The organism is Mucilaginibacter gilvus, assembly GCF_004054195.1.
Lineage (GTDB): Bacteria > Bacteroidota > Bacteroidia > Sphingobacteriales > Sphingobacteriaceae > Mucilaginibacter > Mucilaginibacter gilvus.
The window spans coordinates 469299-487811 of the sequence record NZ_SBIW01000001.1; the positions used below are offsets into that span (position 1 = coordinate 469299).

Annotated in this window: 19 protein-coding genes; 15 read left to right on the forward strand and 4 right to left on the reverse strand. The window is 46.5% G+C overall.

Annotated features, from left to right (window positions below):
* Positions 1-64 precede the first annotated feature (64 nt).
* From ilvB to ilvA, 11 genes are all read left to right on the forward strand, one after another.
* The gene (ilvB, locus tag EPL05_RS02210; RefSeq protein WP_128531874.1) at positions 65-1816 is read left to right on the forward strand and encodes a biosynthetic-type acetolactate synthase large subunit; all 1752 of its coding nucleotides are present in this window, start codon (positions 65-67) and stop codon (positions 1814-1816) included.
* A gap of 46 nt (positions 1817-1862) precedes the next feature.
* On the forward strand, positions 1863-2468 hold the full coding sequence (gene ilvN, locus EPL05_RS02215; protein ID WP_128531875.1) for an acetolactate synthase small subunit: 606 nt from the start codon (positions 1863-1865) through the stop codon (positions 2466-2468).
* Between the two features lie 159 nt (positions 2469-2627).
* Complete coding sequence (gene ilvC / locus EPL05_RS02220; protein ID WP_128531876.1) at positions 2628-3686, forward strand: ketol-acid reductoisomerase; 1059 nt, start codon at positions 2628-2630, stop codon at positions 3684-3686.
* Between the two features lie 90 nt (positions 3687-3776).
* Positions 3777-5204: a 3-isopropylmalate dehydratase large subunit gene (gene leuC, locus EPL05_RS02225; RefSeq protein WP_128531877.1), complete on the forward strand. Its 1428-nt coding sequence runs from the start codon at positions 3777-3779 to the stop codon at positions 5202-5204.
* 18 nt (positions 5205-5222) lie between these two features.
* A complete protein-coding gene (locus EPL05_RS02230) occupies positions 5223-5651 on the forward strand; it encodes a GxxExxY protein (RefSeq protein WP_128531878.1) in 429 nt (142 codons plus the stop codon).
* A gap of 15 nt (positions 5652-5666) precedes the next feature.
* Positions 5667-6254 (forward strand): 3-isopropylmalate dehydratase small subunit, encoded by a 588-nt coding sequence (gene leuD / locus EPL05_RS02235; RefSeq protein WP_128531879.1) that lies wholly within the window; start codon positions 5667-5669, stop codon positions 6252-6254.
* Between the two features lie 55 nt (positions 6255-6309).
* Positions 6310-7110, forward strand: a complete 801-nt coding sequence (locus tag EPL05_RS02240) for a methyltransferase domain-containing protein (protein ID WP_128531880.1) — start codon at positions 6310-6312, stop codon at positions 7108-7110.
* A 44-nt stretch (positions 7111-7154) separates the two neighbouring features.
* On the forward strand, positions 7155-8225 hold the full coding sequence (gene leuB, locus EPL05_RS02245; RefSeq protein ID WP_128531881.1) for a 3-isopropylmalate dehydrogenase: 1071 nt from the start codon (positions 7155-7157) through the stop codon (positions 8223-8225).
* Positions 8226-8357: 132 nt separating this feature from the next.
* Entirely contained in the window at positions 8358-9113 is a 756-nt protein-coding gene (locus EPL05_RS02250; RefSeq protein WP_128531882.1) for a class I SAM-dependent methyltransferase, read from the forward strand.
* A 145-nt stretch (positions 9114-9258) separates the two neighbouring features.
* On the forward strand, positions 9259-10425 hold the full coding sequence (locus tag EPL05_RS02255) for a 2-isopropylmalate synthase (protein ID WP_128531883.1): 1167 nt from the start codon (positions 9259-9261) through the stop codon (positions 10423-10425).
* A gap of 5 nt (positions 10426-10430) precedes the next feature.
* A complete protein-coding gene (gene ilvA, locus EPL05_RS02260) occupies positions 10431-11681 on the forward strand; it encodes a threonine ammonia-lyase IlvA (RefSeq protein ID WP_128531884.1) in 1251 nt (416 codons plus the stop codon).
* Positions 11682-12012: 331 nt separating this feature from the next.
* Here ilvA and EPL05_RS02265 read toward each other — a convergent pair whose 3' ends face one another.
* A complete protein-coding gene (locus tag EPL05_RS02265; protein ID WP_128531885.1) occupies positions 12013-13497 on the reverse strand; it encodes a phytoene desaturase family protein in 1485 nt (494 codons plus the stop codon).
* 82 nt (positions 13498-13579) lie between these two features.
* Between EPL05_RS02265 and EPL05_RS02270 the strand changes: the two genes are divergently transcribed.
* The 4 genes from EPL05_RS02270 to EPL05_RS02285 are packed head-to-tail and all read left to right on the forward strand — an operon-like array spanning position 13580 to position 15907.
* Positions 13580-14413: a phytoene/squalene synthase family protein gene (locus EPL05_RS02270; RefSeq protein ID WP_128531886.1), complete on the forward strand. Its 834-nt coding sequence runs from the start codon at positions 13580-13582 to the stop codon at positions 14411-14413.
* Between the two features lie 9 nt (positions 14414-14422).
* Positions 14423-14995, forward strand: a complete 573-nt coding sequence (locus EPL05_RS02275) for a hypothetical protein (protein ID WP_128531887.1) — start codon at positions 14423-14425, stop codon at positions 14993-14995.
* A gap of 1 nt (position 14996) precedes the next feature.
* Positions 14997-15674 (forward strand): lycopene cyclase domain-containing protein, encoded by a 678-nt coding sequence (locus EPL05_RS02280; RefSeq protein WP_128531888.1) that lies wholly within the window; start codon positions 14997-14999, stop codon positions 15672-15674.
* Positions 15671-15907 (forward strand): cytochrome b5 domain-containing protein, encoded by a 237-nt coding sequence (locus EPL05_RS02285; protein ID WP_128531889.1) that lies wholly within the window; start codon positions 15671-15673, stop codon positions 15905-15907. The genes EPL05_RS02280 and EPL05_RS02285 overlap by 4 nt, the downstream gene beginning before the upstream one ends.
* Before the next feature lie 193 nt (positions 15908-16100).
* Here the strand turns inward: EPL05_RS02285 and EPL05_RS02290 are convergent, their stop codons facing one another.
* From EPL05_RS02290 to EPL05_RS02300, 3 genes are all read right to left on the reverse strand, one after another.
* Positions 16101-16637: an RNA polymerase sigma factor gene (locus tag EPL05_RS02290; RefSeq protein ID WP_128531890.1), complete on the reverse strand. Its 537-nt coding sequence runs from the start codon at positions 16635-16637 to the stop codon at positions 16101-16103.
* A gap of 271 nt (positions 16638-16908) precedes the next feature.
* Positions 16909-17928 carry a UDP-N-acetylmuramate dehydrogenase gene (gene murB / locus EPL05_RS02295; protein ID WP_128531891.1) on the reverse strand — a complete coding sequence of 340 codons (1020 nt, stop codon included), beginning with the start codon at positions 17926-17928 and terminating at the stop codon, positions 16909-16911.
* Positions 17929-18000: 72 nt separating this feature from the next.
* Positions 18001-18507: a hypothetical protein gene (locus EPL05_RS02300; protein WP_128531892.1), complete on the reverse strand. Its 507-nt coding sequence runs from the start codon at positions 18505-18507 to the stop codon at positions 18001-18003.
* Between the last annotated feature and the right edge of the window lie 6 nt (positions 18508-18513).

An 18513-nucleotide genomic window follows, 5' to 3' on the forward strand; every position in this document is an offset into this window, starting at 1 on the left:
TCCAGCTCCCCCTTCAGGGGGCTGGGGGGCTAAAAACTTCCCCTTTAGGGGGTTGGGGGGCAATATGGAAACACAAACAATCACACAGGAAGTAAGTGAAATCGAAGAAAAATCGGTTAAATCATTTAAAGAGGTTTCAGGGTCGGTAGCTTTATTAGAGGCTTTGATCGTGGAAGGTGTGGAAACCATTTTTGGTTACCCCGGCGGCGCTATCATGCCTATTTATGATGCCCTTTACGATTATAAAGAAAAATTAAATCATATCCTGGTTCGCCACGAGCAAGGCGGCATCCATGCCGGCCAGGGTTATGCCCGTACATCAGGCAAAGTGGGGGTGGTATTTGCTACCAGCGGCCCCGGTGCTACTAACCTGGTAACAGGTTTAGCCGATGCACAGATAGACAGCACACCATTGGTTTGTATCACCGGCCAGGTTTTTGCGCACCTTTTGGGTACCGATGCCTTCCAGGAAACAGACGTGATCAACATCACCACCCCGGTTACCAAGTGGAACTACCAGGTAACCGATGCTACCGAGATCCCCGAAGTAATTGCCAAGGCATTCTACATTGCCAAAAGCGGTCGCCCGGGCCCGGTTTTAATTGATATCACCAAGAACGCGCAGATCCAAAAATTCAACTACGAGGGTTATGTTAAATGTAACCATATCCGTAGCTACAGGCCAAAGCCTATCGTTCGCCACCAGTATATCCAGGAGGCTGCCGAGCTGATCAATAGCGCCAAAAAACCATTCATCATTTGGGGACAAGGCGTAATATTAGGCAGTGCCGAGCAGGAATTTAAAGCCTTTGTAGAAAAAAGTGGGATCCCCGCAGCGTGGACGGTCCTCGGTGCAGGCGCTATCCCAACAGATCACCCGCAAAACGTAGGGATGCTGGGGATGCATGGTAACTACGGGCCAAACGTGTTAACTAATGATTGCGATGTATTGATCGCCATAGGTATGCGTTTCGACGACCGTGTAACCGGCCGCCTTGATAAATACGCCAAACAGGCAAAGGTAGTGCATTTAGATATTGACCCCGCCGAGATCGACAAAAACGTAAAATCAACGGTACCCGTTTGGGGCGATTGTAAAGAAACCCTGCCATTGCTTACCGCTTTGGTTGACGAAAAAAAACATACCGGCTGGTTGGCAACTTTTAACGAATACACCGCGAAAGAAATTGAGGCGGTAATTCATAAAGAACTTAACCCCGAAAGTGGCGAAATGACCATGGGTGAGGTGATCAAACAACTAAACGAGATCACCAAAGGCGATGCCATTATTGTTACCGACGTAGGCCAGCACCAGATGGTGGCCTGCCGTTACGCCAAGCTAAACAAAACCCGCAGCAACGTTACCAGTGGTGGTTTAGGCACTATGGGCTTTGCTTTACCGGCTGCCATAGGCGCAAAATTTGGCGCGCAGGATCGTGATGTGGTTGCTATCATCGGCGATGGCGGTTTCCAGATGACCTTGCAGGAATTGGGTACCATTATGCAAAGCAAAGTTGATGTAAAGATCATCATCCTCAACAACCGTTTCCTGGGTATGGTGCGCCAATGGCAGGAGCTGTTTAACGAGCGCCGCTACTCTTTCGTAGATATCCAAAGCCCCGATTTTGTAATGGTAGCCAAAGGTTACGGCATCGATGGTAAATCAATTTCGGAACGTGAGGAGCTTATCCCAACGTTAAACGAAATGATGGCGCACAAAGGTGCTTACCTGTTAGAAGTAATGGTTACCAAAGAGAACAACGTGTTCCCGATGGTTCCGCAAGGATGCAGCGTTAGCGAGATCAGATTAAAATAAGAGAAGCCCCCCCTAATCCCCTGAAGGGGAACTTTAAAACAATAACATGGAAACATTAGATAACGGCAAGCAGGAATTTAACATAACGGTTTACACGGAAAACCAAATAGGTTTACTAAACCGTATTGCCATCATATTTACTCGCCGTAAAATCAATATCGACAGCCTGAACACCTCTCCGTCGGAGATAGAGAGCATTCACCGTTTCAACATTGTGATCACAGAATCTGAAGACGTGGTGCGCAAGCTTACCCGCCAGATTGAGAAGCAGGTTGAGGTACTAAAAGTATACTACCACATTAACGAGGATGTGGTTTGGCAGGAAATGGCACTATATAAAATGAGCACCGATGTGATTGCCGAAAAGGTAAGTGTAGAGCGTTTGCTTCGCGAGAATGGTGCTCGTGCGGTGGTGATCCGTAAGGATTATACCGTGTTCGAAACCACCGGCCACCGCGAGGAAACCGATGCGCTCATCAAAATCCTGCAACCTTACGGGTTGATAGAATTTGTACGCAGTGCCCGTGTTGCCATCATCAAAAAAAGTGACGGCTTCAACAGCAAACTCCGCGAATTTGAAAGGCTGGAACCAGGCGAAGACGTCATAGAAAACGAATATTTGAACAAGGGTCAGAAAGTGTTTACGATGTAAAGCCCCCCAGCCCCCTGAAGGGGGAGCAGAATTTAAGAATCCGTGTAATCATCTTCAATCGGTGAAATCATATAAAATAGTAATCAGTTATAAATCACAATAAAAAATCAATCGGTGTAATCATTAAACAACATCGGTGTAATCACAAACAATAAAACAATGGCAAAACTAAATTTCGGCGGTAGTGAAGAAAATGTAGTAACCCGCGAGGAGTTCCCTTTATCAAAGGCACAGGACGTATTAAAAGACGAAGTTGTAGCAGTAATTGGCTACGGTGTTCAAGGCCCGGGCCAGGCGCTCAATCAAAAAGACAATGGTATCAACGTAATTGTTGGTCAGCGTAAAAATTCAAAAACATGGGACAAAGCTATCGCTGATGGTTTTGTACCGGGCGAAACCCTTTTTGAAATTGAAGAGGCTTTGGAAAGAGGAACCGTTATTTGCTATTTATTAAGCGACGCTGCACAGATAGCTGTATGGCCAACGGTTAAAAAACACTTAACCCCGGGTAAAGCTTTATACTTTTCTCATGGTTTCGGTATCACTTTTAACGAGCAAACCGGCATCATCCCTCCTGCTGATGTGGATGTATTTTTAGTTGCACCAAAAGGTTCTGGTACTTCATTGCGCCGTATGTTCTTACAGGGCCGTGGTTTAAACTCAAGCTACGCTATCTTTCAGGATGCTACAGGTAGAGCTTTCGAGCGCGTTATTGCTTTAGGTATCGCTGTAGGTAGCGGTTACCTGTTCGAAACAGATTTCCGTAAAGAAGTATTCAGCGACTTAACAGGCGAGCGTGGTACACTAATGGGTTGTATCCAGGGTATTTTTGCTGCTCAATACGAAGTATTGCGTGCTAACGGCCACTCTCCATCAGAATCTTTCAACGAAACTGTAGAAGAGTTAACCCAATCACTTATGCCATTAGTTGCAGAAAACGGTATGGACTGGATGTACGCCAACTGCTCAACCACTGCACAACGCGGCGCGTTAGACTGGTGGAAGAAATTCCGTGATGCTACTAAACCGGTATTTGAAGACCTGTACAAAAGCGTTGCAACCGGCGTTGAATCACAAAAATCAATCGACAGCAACAGCAAAGACGATTACCGCGAAAAATTGGATGCTGAATTAGCAGAATTACGCGAAAGCGAATTATGGCAAGCCGGTAAAACTGTACGCAGTTTACGCCCGGAAAACCAAGCTGTAGAAGCATAGTGAAGTTTAAAGTCGAAAGTATAAAGTGGAAGGTTAAAAATCCGCTTTATACTTTTGACTTTCAACTTTTGACTTTCAACTTTAAAAAACATGGGACAGACATTATTCGACAAAATTTGGGATGCGCACGTCGTCAGTAGCAACGAGGGTTTCCCTGATATTTTATACATCGATACACATTTCATACACGAGGTAACCAGTCCGCAGGCATTTGATGGTTTGCGCACCAGGGGCTTACCCGTTTTCAGGCCAAAACAAACTGTTGCCACGGCCGATCATAACGTCCCTACCTGGGACCAGCACCTCCCCATTAAAGAAGAACTTTCCCGCTACCAGGTTGATATGCTCACCAAAAACTGCGCAGAGTTCGGCATCGAACTTTACGGTTTAGGGCATCCATTCCAGGGTATCGTCCATGTTATAGGCCCCGAGCTGGGCATCACCCGTCCCGGTGGTACCTACGTTTGCGGCGACAGCCACACCTCTACACACGGCGCATTTGGTGCTATCGCTTTCGGTATAGGCACCTCGCAGGTAGAGCAGGTAATGGCTACACAATGTTTGCTGCAATCGCGCCCAAAAAGGATGAAGATAGAAGTGAACGGCAAGCTGCAAAACGGCGTTGGCGCTAAGGATATCATCCTGTATATCATCGCGCAAATTTCCGCGGCAGGTGGTACAGGCTTCGCAGTAGAATACGCCGGCGACACCATCCGTGGTTTAAGCATGGAAGGCCGCATGACCATCTGCAACATGAGCATCGAAATGGGTGCACGTTGCGGACTAATTGCGCCCGACGAAACCACCATTAATTATGTAAAAGGCCGCGAATTTGCCCCTAAAGGCGAAGCGTGGGACGAGGCCGTTGCTTACTGGCAAACATTGTATTCTGATGAAGATGCAGATTTCGACAGCATACTAAGCTTTAAAGCCGAAGATATTGAGCCGATGATCACCTACGGAACCAATCCGGGGATGGGCATAGGCGTTACACAACACGTACCCGAAACTGCATCGTTTGAGCAGAAAGAACAGGGTTCGTACAAAAAAGCACTTGATTACATGGGCCTGCACGATGATGAGCAATTGTTAGGCAAACCTATCGATTACGTGTTTATCGGCAGCTGCACCAACTCGCGAATAGAAGACCTGCGCCAGGTAGCCGAATTCGTAAAAGGCAAACACAAAGCCGATAACGTTACCGTATGGGTAGTGCCCGGCTCCAAACAAGTGCAGGAACAAGCCATCCGCGAAGGGCTTGACAAAATATTCGATGCAGCAGGTTTCCCGCTGCGCGAACCGGGTTGCAGCGCATGCCTGGGTATGAACGAGGACAAGATACCGGCAGGTAAGTACTGCGTATCCACCTCCAACCGCAACTTCGAAGGCCGTCAGGGGCCAAACAGCCGCACCTTCCTGGCCAGCCCGTTAACGGCGGCAGCGAGTGCGATAACAGGGGTGGTGACGGATATAAGGGAATTCCTGTCTGAATCAGAATTTTCAGAATTAGAGAATTAACAGAATGTGACTAGCTAAATGGAAAGGGATGAACTTACATACAAAATAATTGGCTGTGCTATGAAAGTGCACAACACACTTGGCAATGGTTTTCAGGAAGTTATTTACCAAAGATGCTTAGCGCATGAATTAACTAAAGCAGATGTGAAATTTGTAAGAGAAGAGGAACATCCGATATTTTATGAAGGGGTGAACGTTGGTACGAGGCGAGCGGATTTTATAATTGAAGGAAGGCTGTCGGTTGAACTGAAAGCAATCATCAATTTAGAAGATGTACACTTAGCACAGGCTAAAAACTACACCGTAGCATACAATTATCCAACTGGATTATTAATAAACTTTGGCAGTCAAAGTTTACAATATAAATTGATTTTAACCAACGATATAATTTACAAAACGGACAGAATTAGAAGGTATAGGTATTCTGTAAATTCTAAAATTCTGTAAATTCTGATTCAGACAATGGCAACCAAAATATTCAAACATATACAAACCAGCGTAGTGCCGCTGCCTATCGAGAACATAGATACGGACCAAATCATACCTGCAAGGTTTTTAAAGGCCACCACCCGCGATGGTTTTGGCAATAACCTGTTCAGGGATTGGCGCTACGATAACGAAGGCAACCCTAAAACGGATTTCGTTTTGAACGAACCTATCTACAGCGGTAAAATACTGGTAGCTGGTAAAAACTTTGGTTGCGGAAGCAGCCGCGAACACGCCGCCTGGGCTATTGCCGATTATGGCTTTGATGCCGTAGTAAGCAGCTTTTTTGCCGACATATTTAAAGGCAACGCGCTTAACAATGGTTTACTACCGGTACAGGTGAGCGAAGATTTCCTGGCGAAATTATTTGCAGGCGTTTTTGCTGATCCTAACGCGGTGATAGAAATAGATCTGGTAGACCAGTTCATCAAAATTGTAGCAACCGGCGAAACAGAAAGCTTTGAGGTTAACCCCTACAAAAAAGCCTGCATGACCAATGGTTACGATGATATCGACTACATCCTAAGCAAAAAAGAACTAATAGCGGAATTTGAAGGAAGGTAATAAGTTCTGAGTTTAAAGTCTTGAGTAAACAATGACTTAATGACGCAATGCCCCAATGACAACACAACAGAAAGAGATAAAACGAGAAGGCAAAGGCACCGCCAAACTATTCGATGAGCGTAGTTTGGAAGTGGATTATGCAACCCTGCCGCCGTTGCTGCAACCGGGCTGGAAAGTGCTGGATGTGGGCTGCGGAACAGGCGCTATCTCTAAAGGTATAGTCGCAAAAGTTGGCTCAACAGGGCACGTTACCGGCATAGATAACACTGCATATTTTATCGAAAGCGGTAAAGAAACTTATGCAGCTATCGATAACCTGGAACTAATCCATACCGATCTGTTTACTTACGAACCAGCAGAAAAGTTCGACCTGATCACATCGGCGAGAACCCTGCAATGGCTGGGCAACCCGCAGGAAGCGGTGGTAAAGTTCAGATCGATGCTGAAACCGGGTGGAATATTATCCGTATTGGATTATAACCACGAGGCATTGGAATGGCAGCCGCAACCGCCTGCAAGTATGCTGAAGTTTTACGCTACTTTTTTAAGGTGGCGTGGCGATGCCGGCATGAACAACCACATTGCCGAAGACCTGCCAGGTTATTTTACAGAAGCCGGGTTTACATCGGTTGAAGTACTGGAAGCAAACGAAGTGTACAAAAAAGGTGATGCAAATTTCGCGCAAAAGGTGGGCATCTGGTCGTCGGTAGCGCAGATGACTCAGATGGTGGATGAAGGCTATATCAGCAATGAAGACCGCCTGCAGGCCATTGAAGAATACGATAACTGGATTGAAACCGACGCGGAACTGATGGTCATGAAATTGAACGAGGTCCGCGGCGTAAATAAATTATAAAAACAAAAAAAGTTCCCCCTTCAGGGGTTAGGGGGCAAGAGCTTATGCAAAAACACATATTAGTAATACCCGGTGATGGCATCGGTCCCGAGGTTACCACCTGGGGAAAGGCCGTTTTAGAGAAAATTGCTGCCAATTTTGGTCACAAGTTTACTTTCGACGAGGCGCTGATGGGCCACGCAGGTATCGAAGCTACCGGCAACCCGCTACCCGATGAAACCCTGGCGAAAGCAAAAGCAAGCGATGCTATCCTCTTCGGTGCTATTGGCCATATTAAATACGATAACGACCCATCTGCCAAGGTTCGTCCGGAGCAGGGCTTGTTAAAGATCCGCAAGGAACTTGGCTTATATGCCAACCTGCGCCCTATCATGTTATTTGATGAGCTGCTGGATGCATCGAGCCTGAAACCCGAGATCCTGAAAGGAACAGATATCCTGTTCTTCCGCGAACTGACCGGCGACGTTTACTTCGGCGAAAAAAAACGCAGCGAAGACCGTAACACCGCGTCCGACCTGATGATCTACAGCCGTTACGAGGTGGAACGCATTGCCATAAAAGCTTACGAAGCTGCCATGGTGCGCGGTAAAAAACTATGCTCGGTAGATAAGGCGAACGTATTGGAATCATCCCGCCTATGGCGCGAGGTAGTGCAGGACATGGCCAAAAAATACCCGGAAGTAGAAACCGAGCACATGTTTATTGATAACGCCGCCATGCAATTGGTTAAAAACCCTAAAAAGTTTGATGTGGTGCTAACCGCAAACCTGTTTGGCGATATCCTTACCGATGAGGCATCGCAAATTGCAGGTTCCATGGGGATGCTGGCTTCAGCTTCCATTGGCGATGGCACTGGCTTCTTTGAGCCTATCCACGGTTCGGCACATGATATTACCGGGCAGGATAAGGCCAATCCGCTTGCCTCCATCCTATCTGTAGCGCTGATGCTGGAGATCAGCTTCGGCCTGAAAGACGAAGCAAAAGCCATTACCGACGCGATAGACAAAACATTAAAAGCAGGCTACCGCACCGGTGATATCGCCGATGTAAATACCGATAAAAGCAAAATATTAGGCACAATAGCCATGGGACAAAAAGTATTGGAATACTTGTAGATGTGCCCCCCAGCCCCCTGAAGGGGGAGTTTTGGAGACGCAAGGGTATTAGATACAAGAATAAAGCAGAGGAATCAGTAAAAATCATCTTATCGGTGAAATCATCTGTGAAATCTGTGTAATCATAAAAAAATGAAATGGAACGCAGAATTATATGACGATAAGCACGCCTTTGTATTTCAATACGGGGAGAATGTGTTGGAATTACTGAGCATTCAAGCCGATGAGCGTATCCTCGATCTGGGCTGTGGTACCGGCTATTTAACCAGCCAGATCCAACAAAAAGGCGCGAAAGTTACGGGCATTGATGCCTCACCGGATATGATTGCGAAGGCAAAGGCAACCTACCCGGAGGTTGATTTTTTTGTGAAGGACGGTACCGATTTTCATTTCGATGAGAAATTTGACGCCGTGTTCTCTAATGCCACGCTTCACTGGATAAAAAATGCCGACGCTGCCATTAAATGCGTTTACGATGCCCTTAAACTTGGTGGCCGCTTTGTGGCCGAAATGGGGGGCAAAGGAAATGTGCAGCAACTGATAGCCGCAACCCGCCAGGTACTGCGCAAACACGGTTACACCCGCCAGGCCGAAACCGAGGTTTGGTATTTCCCATCACTGGGCGATTATACCAGCCGACTGGAAGCACAAGGTTTCAGAGTTGCCTTCGCTTCGCATTTCGACCGTAAAACACCGCTGCAGGACGGCGACGAAGGCGTGGCCAAATGGATAACCATGTTTGCCCCGCTGTACCTATTAGGTATCCCGCAAAGCGAAAAACAAGAACTATTAAAAGAAATAACCGCCCTATTGGAACCCGTTTATAACGAAAATGGGCAATGGTACGCCGATTACAAAAGATTAAGATTTATAGCTGTGAAGGAGTAGTGGTAAATAGTAGCAAGTATATAGTATCAAGTAGCAAGATAAACACAATCTCAATACCCGATACCGAATATTAACTACTTGATAAAAACCCGATCTTGATACTTGATACTAACTACTTGATACTAAAAATTAAAACAAAAGAACTATGTTACACGATCCCAACCGCGTTTATGTTTTTGATACCACGCTTCGCGATGGCGAACAGGTACCGGGCTGCCAGCTGACAACCCCTGAAAAAATTGATATAGCCCGCGAGCTGGAAATACTGGGCGTGGATATTATTGAAGCAGGTTTCCCGGTGTCGAGTCCGGGCGACTTTATGAGCGTTGTAGAGATTTCCAAGGCTGTAAAAGAGCCTACCGTTTGCGCGCTTACACGTGCCAACAGAATGGATATCGATGTAGCGGTAGAATCGCTTAAATACGCCAAACATCCGCGCATACATACCGGGATTGGCTCGTCGGATATGCACATCAAGCATAAATTCAACAGCACTCGCGAGGAGATCCTGGAGCGTGCCGTTGAAGCCGTTAAGTACGCCAAAAAATCGGTTGAGGATATTGAGTTTTATGCCGAAGATGCCGGTCGTGCAGATGTAGTGTACCTGGCCCAAATGATTGAGGCCGTTATTGCTGCCGGTGCTACCGTAGTGAACATCCCTGATACCAACGGTTACTGCCTGCCCGACCAATACGGCGCCAAGATCAAATACCTAAAAGAGAACGTAAAGAATATTGATAAGGCCATCATATCGGTGCATTGCCATAACGACCTTGGTTTGGCAACCGCCAATTCCATTGCCGGTTTACAGAACGGTGCCCGCCAGATAGAAGGGACCATAAACGGTATTGGCGAACGCGCGGGTAATACCGCCATTGAGGAAGTGGTAATGATCCTCAAAACTCATGCTACTCTTGGCCTGCATACCAATATCAACAGCCGTAATTTTTACGAAATGAGCCGCATGATCAGCAGCCAGATGCGGATGCCGGTACAACCAAATAAGGCTATCGTGGGTGGCAACGCTTTCGCGCATAGCTCGGGCATCCACCAGGACGGCTTTTTGAAGAACCGCGAGAACTACGAAATCATTCGCCCCGAGGATGTGGGCTTCCCAAGCGCGAGCATTGTTTTAACCGCGCGCAGTGGCCGCCACGCCCTTAAATACCACCTGGAAAGGCTTGGCCACAAACTGGATAAAGATGAACTGTACGACGCATATAAACGCTTTTTAACGCTTGCAGATGTGAAGCTGGACATCAACGATGATGACCTGCAGCAACTGATGGCCTTTAAGCTGGTAAAGAACTAAGAACAATGGACACAGTAACGGAACATCACCTCGATTTTGAAGGGGCATACGAGCGGCTAAAAGGCGTAGTAAGGCACACGCCTTTAGAACACAACGCGCGCCTCTCTGAAAAATACGAGTGCGAGATCTATTTAAAACGGGAAGACCTGCAGATAGTACGCTCTTATAAATTAAGGGGCGCTTACAATATGATCAGCAGGCTGAACACCGAGCAGCTGAGCCGCGGCGTAGTTTGCGCCAGCGCGGGTAACCATGCCCAGGGCGTTGCTTTCTCCTGCAAAAAACTGGGCACCAAAGGCGTAATTTTTATGCCCGAAATTACCCCCAAACAAAAAGTAAAACAGACAGAAATGTTTGGCAACGGCAACGTGGAGCTAATTTTGGTTGGCGATACTTTTGACGATTGCCTGCGTGAAGCCCTTATCTATACCGAGGCCCACGGTATGACCTTCATCCCCCCTTTTGATAACGAACAAGTTATTGAAGGTCAGGGAACCGTTGGCGTAGAGATCTTTGAAGACCTTCCCGAGGTTGAAGTGGTAATTATGCCCGTTGGCGGTGGTGGTTTAGCCGCTGGCGCCGGGACTTACCTGCGCCAGCAAAACCCGGATGTTTTACTGATAGGCGTTGAACCTGAAGGTGCCCCATCCATGTGGACAGCTATTGAAAAAGGAGAACCTGTAACCCTAAAAACCATAGACAGGTTTGTAGACGGTGCAGCCGTAAAACGTGTTGGCGAAAAAACCTTCCTGCTGTGCCGCGATGTTTTAGACGATATGCTCACCGTGCCCGAAGGCAAGGTTTGTACCACCATACTAAAGCTTTACAACGAAGATGCAATTGTGGTAGAACCCGCAGGCGCGCTATCTGTAACAGCCTTGGATTCGGTTAAGGAGCAGATAAAAGGCAAGAACGTGGTTTGTGTGATCAGTGGTGGCAATAACGACATTGACCGGATGCAGGAGATCAAAGAGAAATCGCTGCTTTACGAAGGTTTAAAGCATTACTTCATCGTGCGCTTTCCGCAGCGCCCGGGTGCGTTGAAACTGTTTGTGAACAACGTATTAAGCCCCGGCGACGATATCACCCGCTTTGAGTTCATCAAGAAAAACTCCAAAGAGAATGGCCCTGCCCTGGTTGGCATCGAACTAAAAAACGCCGGTGATTACCCCGCATTGATACAGCGCATGGAAGAACATCGCTTCGAGGTGATCGAGATCAACAAGGACGCTACGCTGTTTGAGTATTTGGTGTAGTATTATTTAACCACAATATTTTGTAGAGACGCGATACTTCGCGTCTTTTTTTGTTTTAGCCCCACGCAATCGCTCGGCTCCAGCCGAGTGATGCCTGTTAGGCGGCGTCCCGCCGCAGGGAAAGGCGGTCATAGCTAATAATTAGTTGCCACTTGGCTGAGACTGAGCGGCGGATTGAAATAAAAAAGTACATTTTATGTTAACCTCATAAAAATACAAATATCTCATTATCAATACATTATAAAAATAATTTTTGAATTGTGTTAAGTTATGTTGACCCTGATTCCCCTGGGCAATCGCTCGGTTCCAGCCGAGAGGCGGCGGCGTTTGTTTATTTATCCTTCCCCATCATCTTCATCGCCTCCCCCGCCGCTATTTGCCCGGAGATCAAAGCCGGCGGCACTCCCGGGCCAGGAACGGTGAGCTGACCCGTATATAGCATATTTTTGATATACTTTGCCCGCATAGCGGGTTTAAAAAATGCGGTTTGCTCTAAAGTATTAGCAAGCCCATAAGCATTGCCTTTAAAGGAATGGTAATCCGTTTTAAAATCTTCCATGGCGTAGCTGCGTTTCAGGATAATCGCGTCTCGCAGGGGCTGGCCTGTTACCCGTTCAAACCTGTCTATCATGATATTGAAGTACTGTTCGCGAAGGGAGTCGCTGTCTTCCAGTCCCGGTGCAAGGGGCATCAGGAAGAAGAGGTTTTCGCAGCCTTCGGGGGCAGCATCAGGGTCGGTTTTGGAGGTGCAGCATACGTAGAATAGCGGCTTGCTTGGCCATTTCGGGTCAGTATAGATCTCTTTGGCGTGCTGCTCAAAGTCCTCATCGAAGAATAAATTATGGTGTTCTATACCATCTATCTTTTTGTTAGTACCAATATAAAATAACAGGCTCGATGGCGACATGGTACGGCTATCCCAATATTTCTCTGTGTAATTGCGATGGGGTTTGTCCAGGAGGTGCTGATCGGCGTGCTCGTAATCTGCACCGGTTATCACAAAGTCTGTCTTAAAATCGCCTTGTGTGGTTTTGATGTTGCTTACCTGCTTATCCGCAACCTCAATTTTGGTAACTTCGGTATTCAGCCGGATTTCTACGCCGTAGCTTTCGGCGATGTTGACCATCGCCTTTACAATCTCGTTCATACCACCCATAGGGTACCAGGTACCGAGAGCAAGGTCTGCGTAATTCATCATGCTGTACATGGCCGGGGTATCTTTTGGTCGCGCGCCTAAAAACAAAACCGGGAACTCCAGCAGCTTAATGAGTTTGGGGTTCTTAAAATATTTGCGTACATGGCTGCTCATGCTGGTCAACAATTGCATACTCACGCTTTTGCGGATGAGGTTAAAATCGATAAATTCCGTAATGGAATGCGAGGGGCGGAAAACGTATTCACCCATGCCTACTTTGTATTTATAGGCGGCTTGCTCTAAAAACAGCTGTAAACCTTTGCTGCTGCCGAGTTCGATGCTTTCAAAAAGGGCTTCCAAGTCGCCCATATCAGCAGGCACATCTAATATATCATCCTTGCCGTAATAAACCCGATAGCCGGGGTCAAGGCGTTTCAGGTCGTAAAAATCGGATGGTTTTTTGCCAAACAGGGCGAAGAAATTTTCGAAAACATCGGGCATCCAATACCAACTTGGGCCCATATCAAACTTAAAACCATCCTTTTCCCAAATTCGTGCCCGGCCGCCGGGCTGGTCGTTCTTCTCCAAAACGGTAACCTTATAGCCCTCCTTCGACAGAACACATGCTGAAGCCAAACCGGCAAAACCTGCCCCGATAATAATAATTTGTTTATTTTTCATCCGAAACCAAATGTAAACATTACCCCGAACTCAAAAACAATACGGCGGCGGTTTTGTACATTTGGTGTAACAACAATTGTCCATGAATTTGTTCGACGAAACATGTTTTGAATGCAGTAAGCTCATCACCCAAAAGTATAGCACCTCGTTTAGCCTGGGTATAAAAGCATTCGAAAAACGTTTACGCTACCCGGTGTATGCCATTTATGGCTTTGTGCGTTATGCCGACGAAATTGTAGACACTTTTTACGGACACGATCAGCGCCAGCTCATCAACGATTTTCGCAAGGAAGCCTTTACGGCCATCGAACGCGGCATCAGTACCAACCCGGTGCTGCAATCGTTTCAGCAGGTAGTGAACCAATACGGCATCGAACGGGAACTGATAGACGCCTTCCTCACCTCCATGAAAATGGACCTCGATAAAACTGAATATGACGAAGGCGGTTACAAAGTATATATCTATGGTTCGGCAGAAGTGGTTGGGCTGATGTGCCTGCGTGTTTTTTGCGCCAATGACGGGATGCTGTACAACCAGCTTATTCCCAAGGCACGCAGCCTGGGCTCGGCCTTCCAAAAAATAAACTTCCTGCGGGATATTAAAGCAGATTTTGAGGACCGCGGCCGCACCTATTTCCCCGGGGTTGATTTTGCAAACTTTACCGCGCACGATAAAAGCACCATAGAGACTGATATTAAAAAAGATTTCGATGATGCTTTGGCGGGGATAAAACAACTGCCTAAGGCCGCCCGTTTGGGCGTATACGTGGCTTATGTATATTACCTACAGCTGTTTAAAAAGATCCGCCGCACGCCTGCCGGGGTAATTATGCAAAAGAGGATCCGGATCTCCAATTCGCGCAAGCTGAGCCTGTACCTAAAAGCCCGGCTGCACCAAAAACTAAATGTGATATAATATTTGCCGATGCTAAACCGCCTTACATATTCCCCATGCAAGTACCTGCTTTTTGCGCTGATGGCCGGTGTGCTTATGTCCTTTACTTCGGTACGGAACGATGATGGCACCACGCCCGATCTCCACGTGATCCGCAAGTTGCTAATCACAGCCCTCGAAAGTAAAAAGACCACCGATTCGCTTTATAAAAGTTTGGGCGCCATAAAGGATCGCCCCGCGCTGATCAACGCTTACATGGCTACGCTGGAAGCCCTGAAAGCAAAGCACGCCTGGAACCCGTACTACAAGATCAGATACCTCAACGATTCGGAAAAGACCTTTAAAACCGCCGTTGCAGCTGACCCGCGTAACATCGAGATCCGTTTTATGCGCTTCTCTATCGAACATAACGTGCCTAAGTTTTTGGGCTACACCAAAAACCTGGTGACCGACCGCGAGGAGATCATCAAACAGATAAATGCTAAATACTACGCCCAGGCAGATAAAGCGCTGGTGAAAACCATTATTAAATTCCTGCTTGAGTCTAAACGTTGCACCGCCGCCGAGCAAAAGAACCTTACCCAACATTTAGCCGCCCTATAGCGTGAAATACACCTATCTCATCATCAACCTGCTCACGGTGATCTTCCCGGTGGCTCTATCGTTTGATAAGCGTGTGGCCTTCGCCAAAAGCTGGAAATACCTTTGGCCGGGCATGGCCATCACCGGGCTGGTGTTTTTGTTTTGGGACGTACTGTTCACCGTTTACGGCGTATGGAGCTTCAACGAAAACTACATCACCGGCATCAATTTCATCGGCCTTCCGCTGGAGGAGGTGCTCTTTTTTTTAACCGTTCCCTTTTCCTGTGTATTCATTTACGCCTGCCTCAACTACTACGTAAAATGGCAGCCAGGCTATGTGTTTACGCGGATGATAGGCAACCTGCTGATAGGCGCATCGGTATCCATGCTGGCATTTAATTATACCCGCCTATACACTGCTGTAACGTTTGGCTTGCTGGCTGTTTTGTTAATTGTGCTGCTGTACGTTTTAAAAGCCGAATGGCTCGGCAGGTTTTACATGGCCTTCGTGGTATCGCTTATCCCCTTCTACATCGTAAATGGCATTTTAACAGCCTGGCCGGTGGTGTTGTATAACGACGCGCAAAATATGGGTATCCGAGTGGGCACCATCCCCTTTGAAGATCATTTTTACAGCATGGCCCTGCTTATAATGAACGTTGCCTTTTTTGAATACTTTAAAACCCGTAAAACCGCATGAGCGAACTACCTATATACACCAAATCTCAACTCGCGTTGCGCAACGGCCAGGATAAGCCCGAAATATGGGTTGCCCTAAAAGGCGTTATTTATGATGTTACCGAAAGACGCCTGTGGCAAAACGGCAAACATTACGAACACTGGGCCGGGCAGGACCTTACCGACGAACTGGCTGATGCCCCGCATACCGAAACGGTGTTTGAGAAGTTTAAGGTGGTGGGGAGCTTGAGATAGCCCACTTTCCTATTAAGCGTCATTGCTTTAAGGCAGGAAGCAATCTCTGAACTTTGCATGAACGCAATGCATGTCACCTACCTGCCTATCGGGAGATTGCTTCGTGCCTTACAGCAATGACGCGAGGAAAATACCAACAAAAAAAACCCGCCATTTTGGGGCGGGTTTCTCTTATATATAGTGAATTTATTGCTTAGTTTTCTGCGTAGATAGGTTTTGCAACACCATTATCGTAAGCTTTAAGATTTTTCTTAAGTAGCTTGCGGGCTACGTGGATGCGGGTTTTAACAGTACCTATAGGTATCGTTAAATGATCTGCTATCTCGTGGTATTTGTGGCCTTCAAAATACATGGTGAAAGGTATATAATAATCTGCTGGCAAGCGGTCTAAAGCGCGCTTGATATCGTCCATTACAAATTTAGCTTCGCCTTGGTTTTTTGTTGAACTGAATACCAGGTTTGGCGAGGAGATCTCATCGCTCTTGGTAACAAATGTGCTCATTTTAACAAAACGGCGATAGTTGTTGATGAAGGTGTTTTTCATGATGGTGTATAACCAGCCTTTCAAATTTGTACCTTCTTTAAACTTATTATAGTAAGTTATGGCTTTCAACATTGTATCCTGAACAAGGTCGTTAGCATCGTCTGCGTCGTGTGTAAAGTGTAAGGCGTATGACCTTAATGAACTTGCTTGACGTAATACCAGGGTGTTAAACTCAATCTTTGTCATTCTGTTAATGTTTTGTATTGAGTATTATTCAAACATGATACCACGAAATGAAAAGTGTACGAAATTTAAGAATGGGGCCAAAGCCAAATTAAAGAGTGCCAAAGCGGAGACAAAACCTTACAATGTACCGCAATTAGCTATAAATCAACTTAATAAATAAAGCAATAGATTTAATTGCCAGCAGAAAAGAATTAAAAAGAATTTAAAACAATTCTCATTTTAAACGCTTAGGGCAGAGCGAGTTGATAAAATATCTTTATAATTAAACAAATTAACTAACAATATTAACCTCGCGTTGCAGCGTAACGCCAAATTTAGTGTACACACTGTCTATGATTTGCGACGAAAGGCTGTACACTTCTTCGCCCTTTGCACCGCCATGGTTCACTAATACCAATGCCTGGTTCTTCCAGGTGCCGGTGTTTCCAACGGTTTTTCCTTTCCAGCCGCATTGCTCTATCAGCCAACCCGCCGCCAGTTTTACCTGTCCGTTGCTTGCCGGGTAGTTAACAACATCGGGGAAGTTTTGTTGGATAGGCTGAAACTCCGCTGCGCTGATCACCGGGTTTTTGAAAAAACTGCCCGCGTTGCCGATGGTGGATGGATCGGGCAGTTTAGATACGCGGATGTGCGATACCACCTGCGATACATCTTTAAGCGTTGGCTCGCTGATGCCGCGCGCGGCTAACTCCTGTTCTATAGCGCCGTATTTTAAATTAAACTTTGGAATGAGAGACAAATGGAACTTTACCGATACAATAATATACTGCCCGGGTACTTCGCTTTTAAATACACTGTCGCGGTAGCCAAATTTGCAGTCCGCTTTGCTAAAGGTTTTAATAATGCCCGTAGCTATCTCAAACGCCTGGCAACTCTCAAAAACGTCTTTCAGCTCCACGCCGTAAGCGCCTATGTTTTGGATGGGCGATGCGCCAACCGAACCGGGAATGAGGCTCAGGTTCTCCATGCCGGCGTAACCATAGCCCACGCAGTAGTTCACCAGGTGATTCCATACCTCCCCTGCCCCGGCTTCTACAAAAACATCATCGTGACTGATGCGATGCTCGATGCCACGGATATTGAGGCGGATCACCAGGCCGTCAAAATCTGCCACCATCAGCATATTGCTGCCGCCACCTAATACAAGGCGTGGGGTTTGCAGCCATTGCGGGTCGGCAAACAATTCGGCCAATTCTTCCGCATGGTTTATCTCTGCAAAGTAACGGGCGTTGGCATCTATACCAAAAGTGTTAAAGTTTTTAAGCGATACGTTTTCCTGGATTTGCAGCATGATGGCGAATTTCGGGATTTTTTTAGATTTGACAACTGTGAAATTTGCCAGGTCGGTGCATACCTGTTAAAATTACCTTCGACGCTGTGCACGCTGCCAGTTTAATAAGTCCTGAAGCGGGTTAGAGGCGCGGTAATTGTCTTTGTGCGCATAAATGATAGTGCTTAAACTTTTAAGCTGCAATTGCTGTTCGGTGACATCCAATTCGTACTGTCCATTAAAAACGCTTTCAAGGGAATCCGCTTTCATTATTACATTCCCGTTTTCCTCAATTCTCCAGGTTCCGTTAATAGCGGGGCTATTGATACCAGGCAGGGCCAATTCGCCATGCGTTTTAAAATTGCATATCTCGGCACACGGTCCGTTGCCATTTATATCTTGAAAATAAGCGAAAACCTCTGTTTTAGGGCCTATCAAAACGTTGTGGTAATAAATTCTGTCAACGCACCATTCATTCTTCGATAACAGTTCTAATTCAGTTGGCTTAATAATAAGATATATAATAATAGTTAGCACAGCTATAAACAGCACCACAAACAAAATGATACGCGAGACAATACCAATTCTAAAAGATTTCATCGACTC

What these genes read in the sequence shown, in the direction of transcription:
- ilvB (WP_128531874.1), top strand. Translation starts at nt 65, where the DNA reads ATGGAAACACAAACAATCACACAGGAAGTAAGTGAAATCGAAGAAAAA.
- ilvN (WP_128531875.1), top strand. Translation starts at nt 1,863, where the DNA reads ATGGAAACATTAGATAACGGCAAGCAGGAATTTAACATAACGGTTTAC.
- ilvC (WP_128531876.1), top strand. Translation starts at nt 2,628, where the DNA reads ATGGCAAAACTAAATTTCGGCGGTAGTGAAGAAAATGTAGTAACCCGC.
- leuC (WP_128531877.1), top strand. Translation starts at nt 3,777, where the DNA reads ATGGGACAGACATTATTCGACAAAATTTGGGATGCGCACGTCGTCAGT.
- EPL05_RS02230 (WP_128531878.1), top strand. Translation starts at nt 5,223, where the DNA reads ATGGAAAGGGATGAACTTACATACAAAATAATTGGCTGTGCTATGAAA.
- leuD (WP_128531879.1), top strand. Translation starts at nt 5,667, where the DNA reads ATGGCAACCAAAATATTCAAACATATACAAACCAGCGTAGTGCCGCTG.
- EPL05_RS02240 (WP_128531880.1), top strand. Translation starts at nt 6,310, where the DNA reads ATGACAACACAACAGAAAGAGATAAAACGAGAAGGCAAAGGCACCGCC.
- leuB (WP_128531881.1), top strand. Translation starts at nt 7,155, where the DNA reads ATGCAAAAACACATATTAGTAATACCCGGTGATGGCATCGGTCCCGAG.
- EPL05_RS02250 (WP_128531882.1), top strand. Translation starts at nt 8,358, where the DNA reads ATGAAATGGAACGCAGAATTATATGACGATAAGCACGCCTTTGTATTT.
- EPL05_RS02255 (WP_128531883.1), top strand. Translation starts at nt 9,259, where the DNA reads ATGTTACACGATCCCAACCGCGTTTATGTTTTTGATACCACGCTTCGC.
- ilvA (WP_128531884.1), top strand. Translation starts at nt 10,431, where the DNA reads ATGGACACAGTAACGGAACATCACCTCGATTTTGAAGGGGCATACGAG.
- EPL05_RS02265 (WP_128531885.1), bottom strand. Translation starts at nt 13,497, where the DNA reads ATGAAAAATAAACAAATTATTATTATCGGGGCAGGTTTTGCCGGTTTG.
- EPL05_RS02270 (WP_128531886.1), top strand. Translation starts at nt 13,580, where the DNA reads ATGAATTTGTTCGACGAAACATGTTTTGAATGCAGTAAGCTCATCACC.
- EPL05_RS02275 (WP_128531887.1), top strand. Translation starts at nt 14,423, where the DNA reads ATGCTAAACCGCCTTACATATTCCCCATGCAAGTACCTGCTTTTTGCG.
- EPL05_RS02285 (WP_128531889.1), top strand. Translation starts at nt 15,671, where the DNA reads ATGAGCGAACTACCTATATACACCAAATCTCAACTCGCGTTGCGCAAC.
- EPL05_RS02290 (WP_128531890.1), bottom strand. Translation starts at nt 16,637, where the DNA reads ATGACAAAGATTGAGTTTAACACCCTGGTATTACGTCAAGCAAGTTCA.
- murB (WP_128531891.1), bottom strand. Translation starts at nt 17,928, where the DNA reads ATGCTGCAAATCCAGGAAAACGTATCGCTTAAAAACTTTAACACTTTT.
- EPL05_RS02300 (WP_128531892.1), bottom strand. Translation starts at nt 18,507, where the DNA reads ATGAAATCTTTTAGAATTGGTATTGTCTCGCGTATCATTTTGTTTGTG.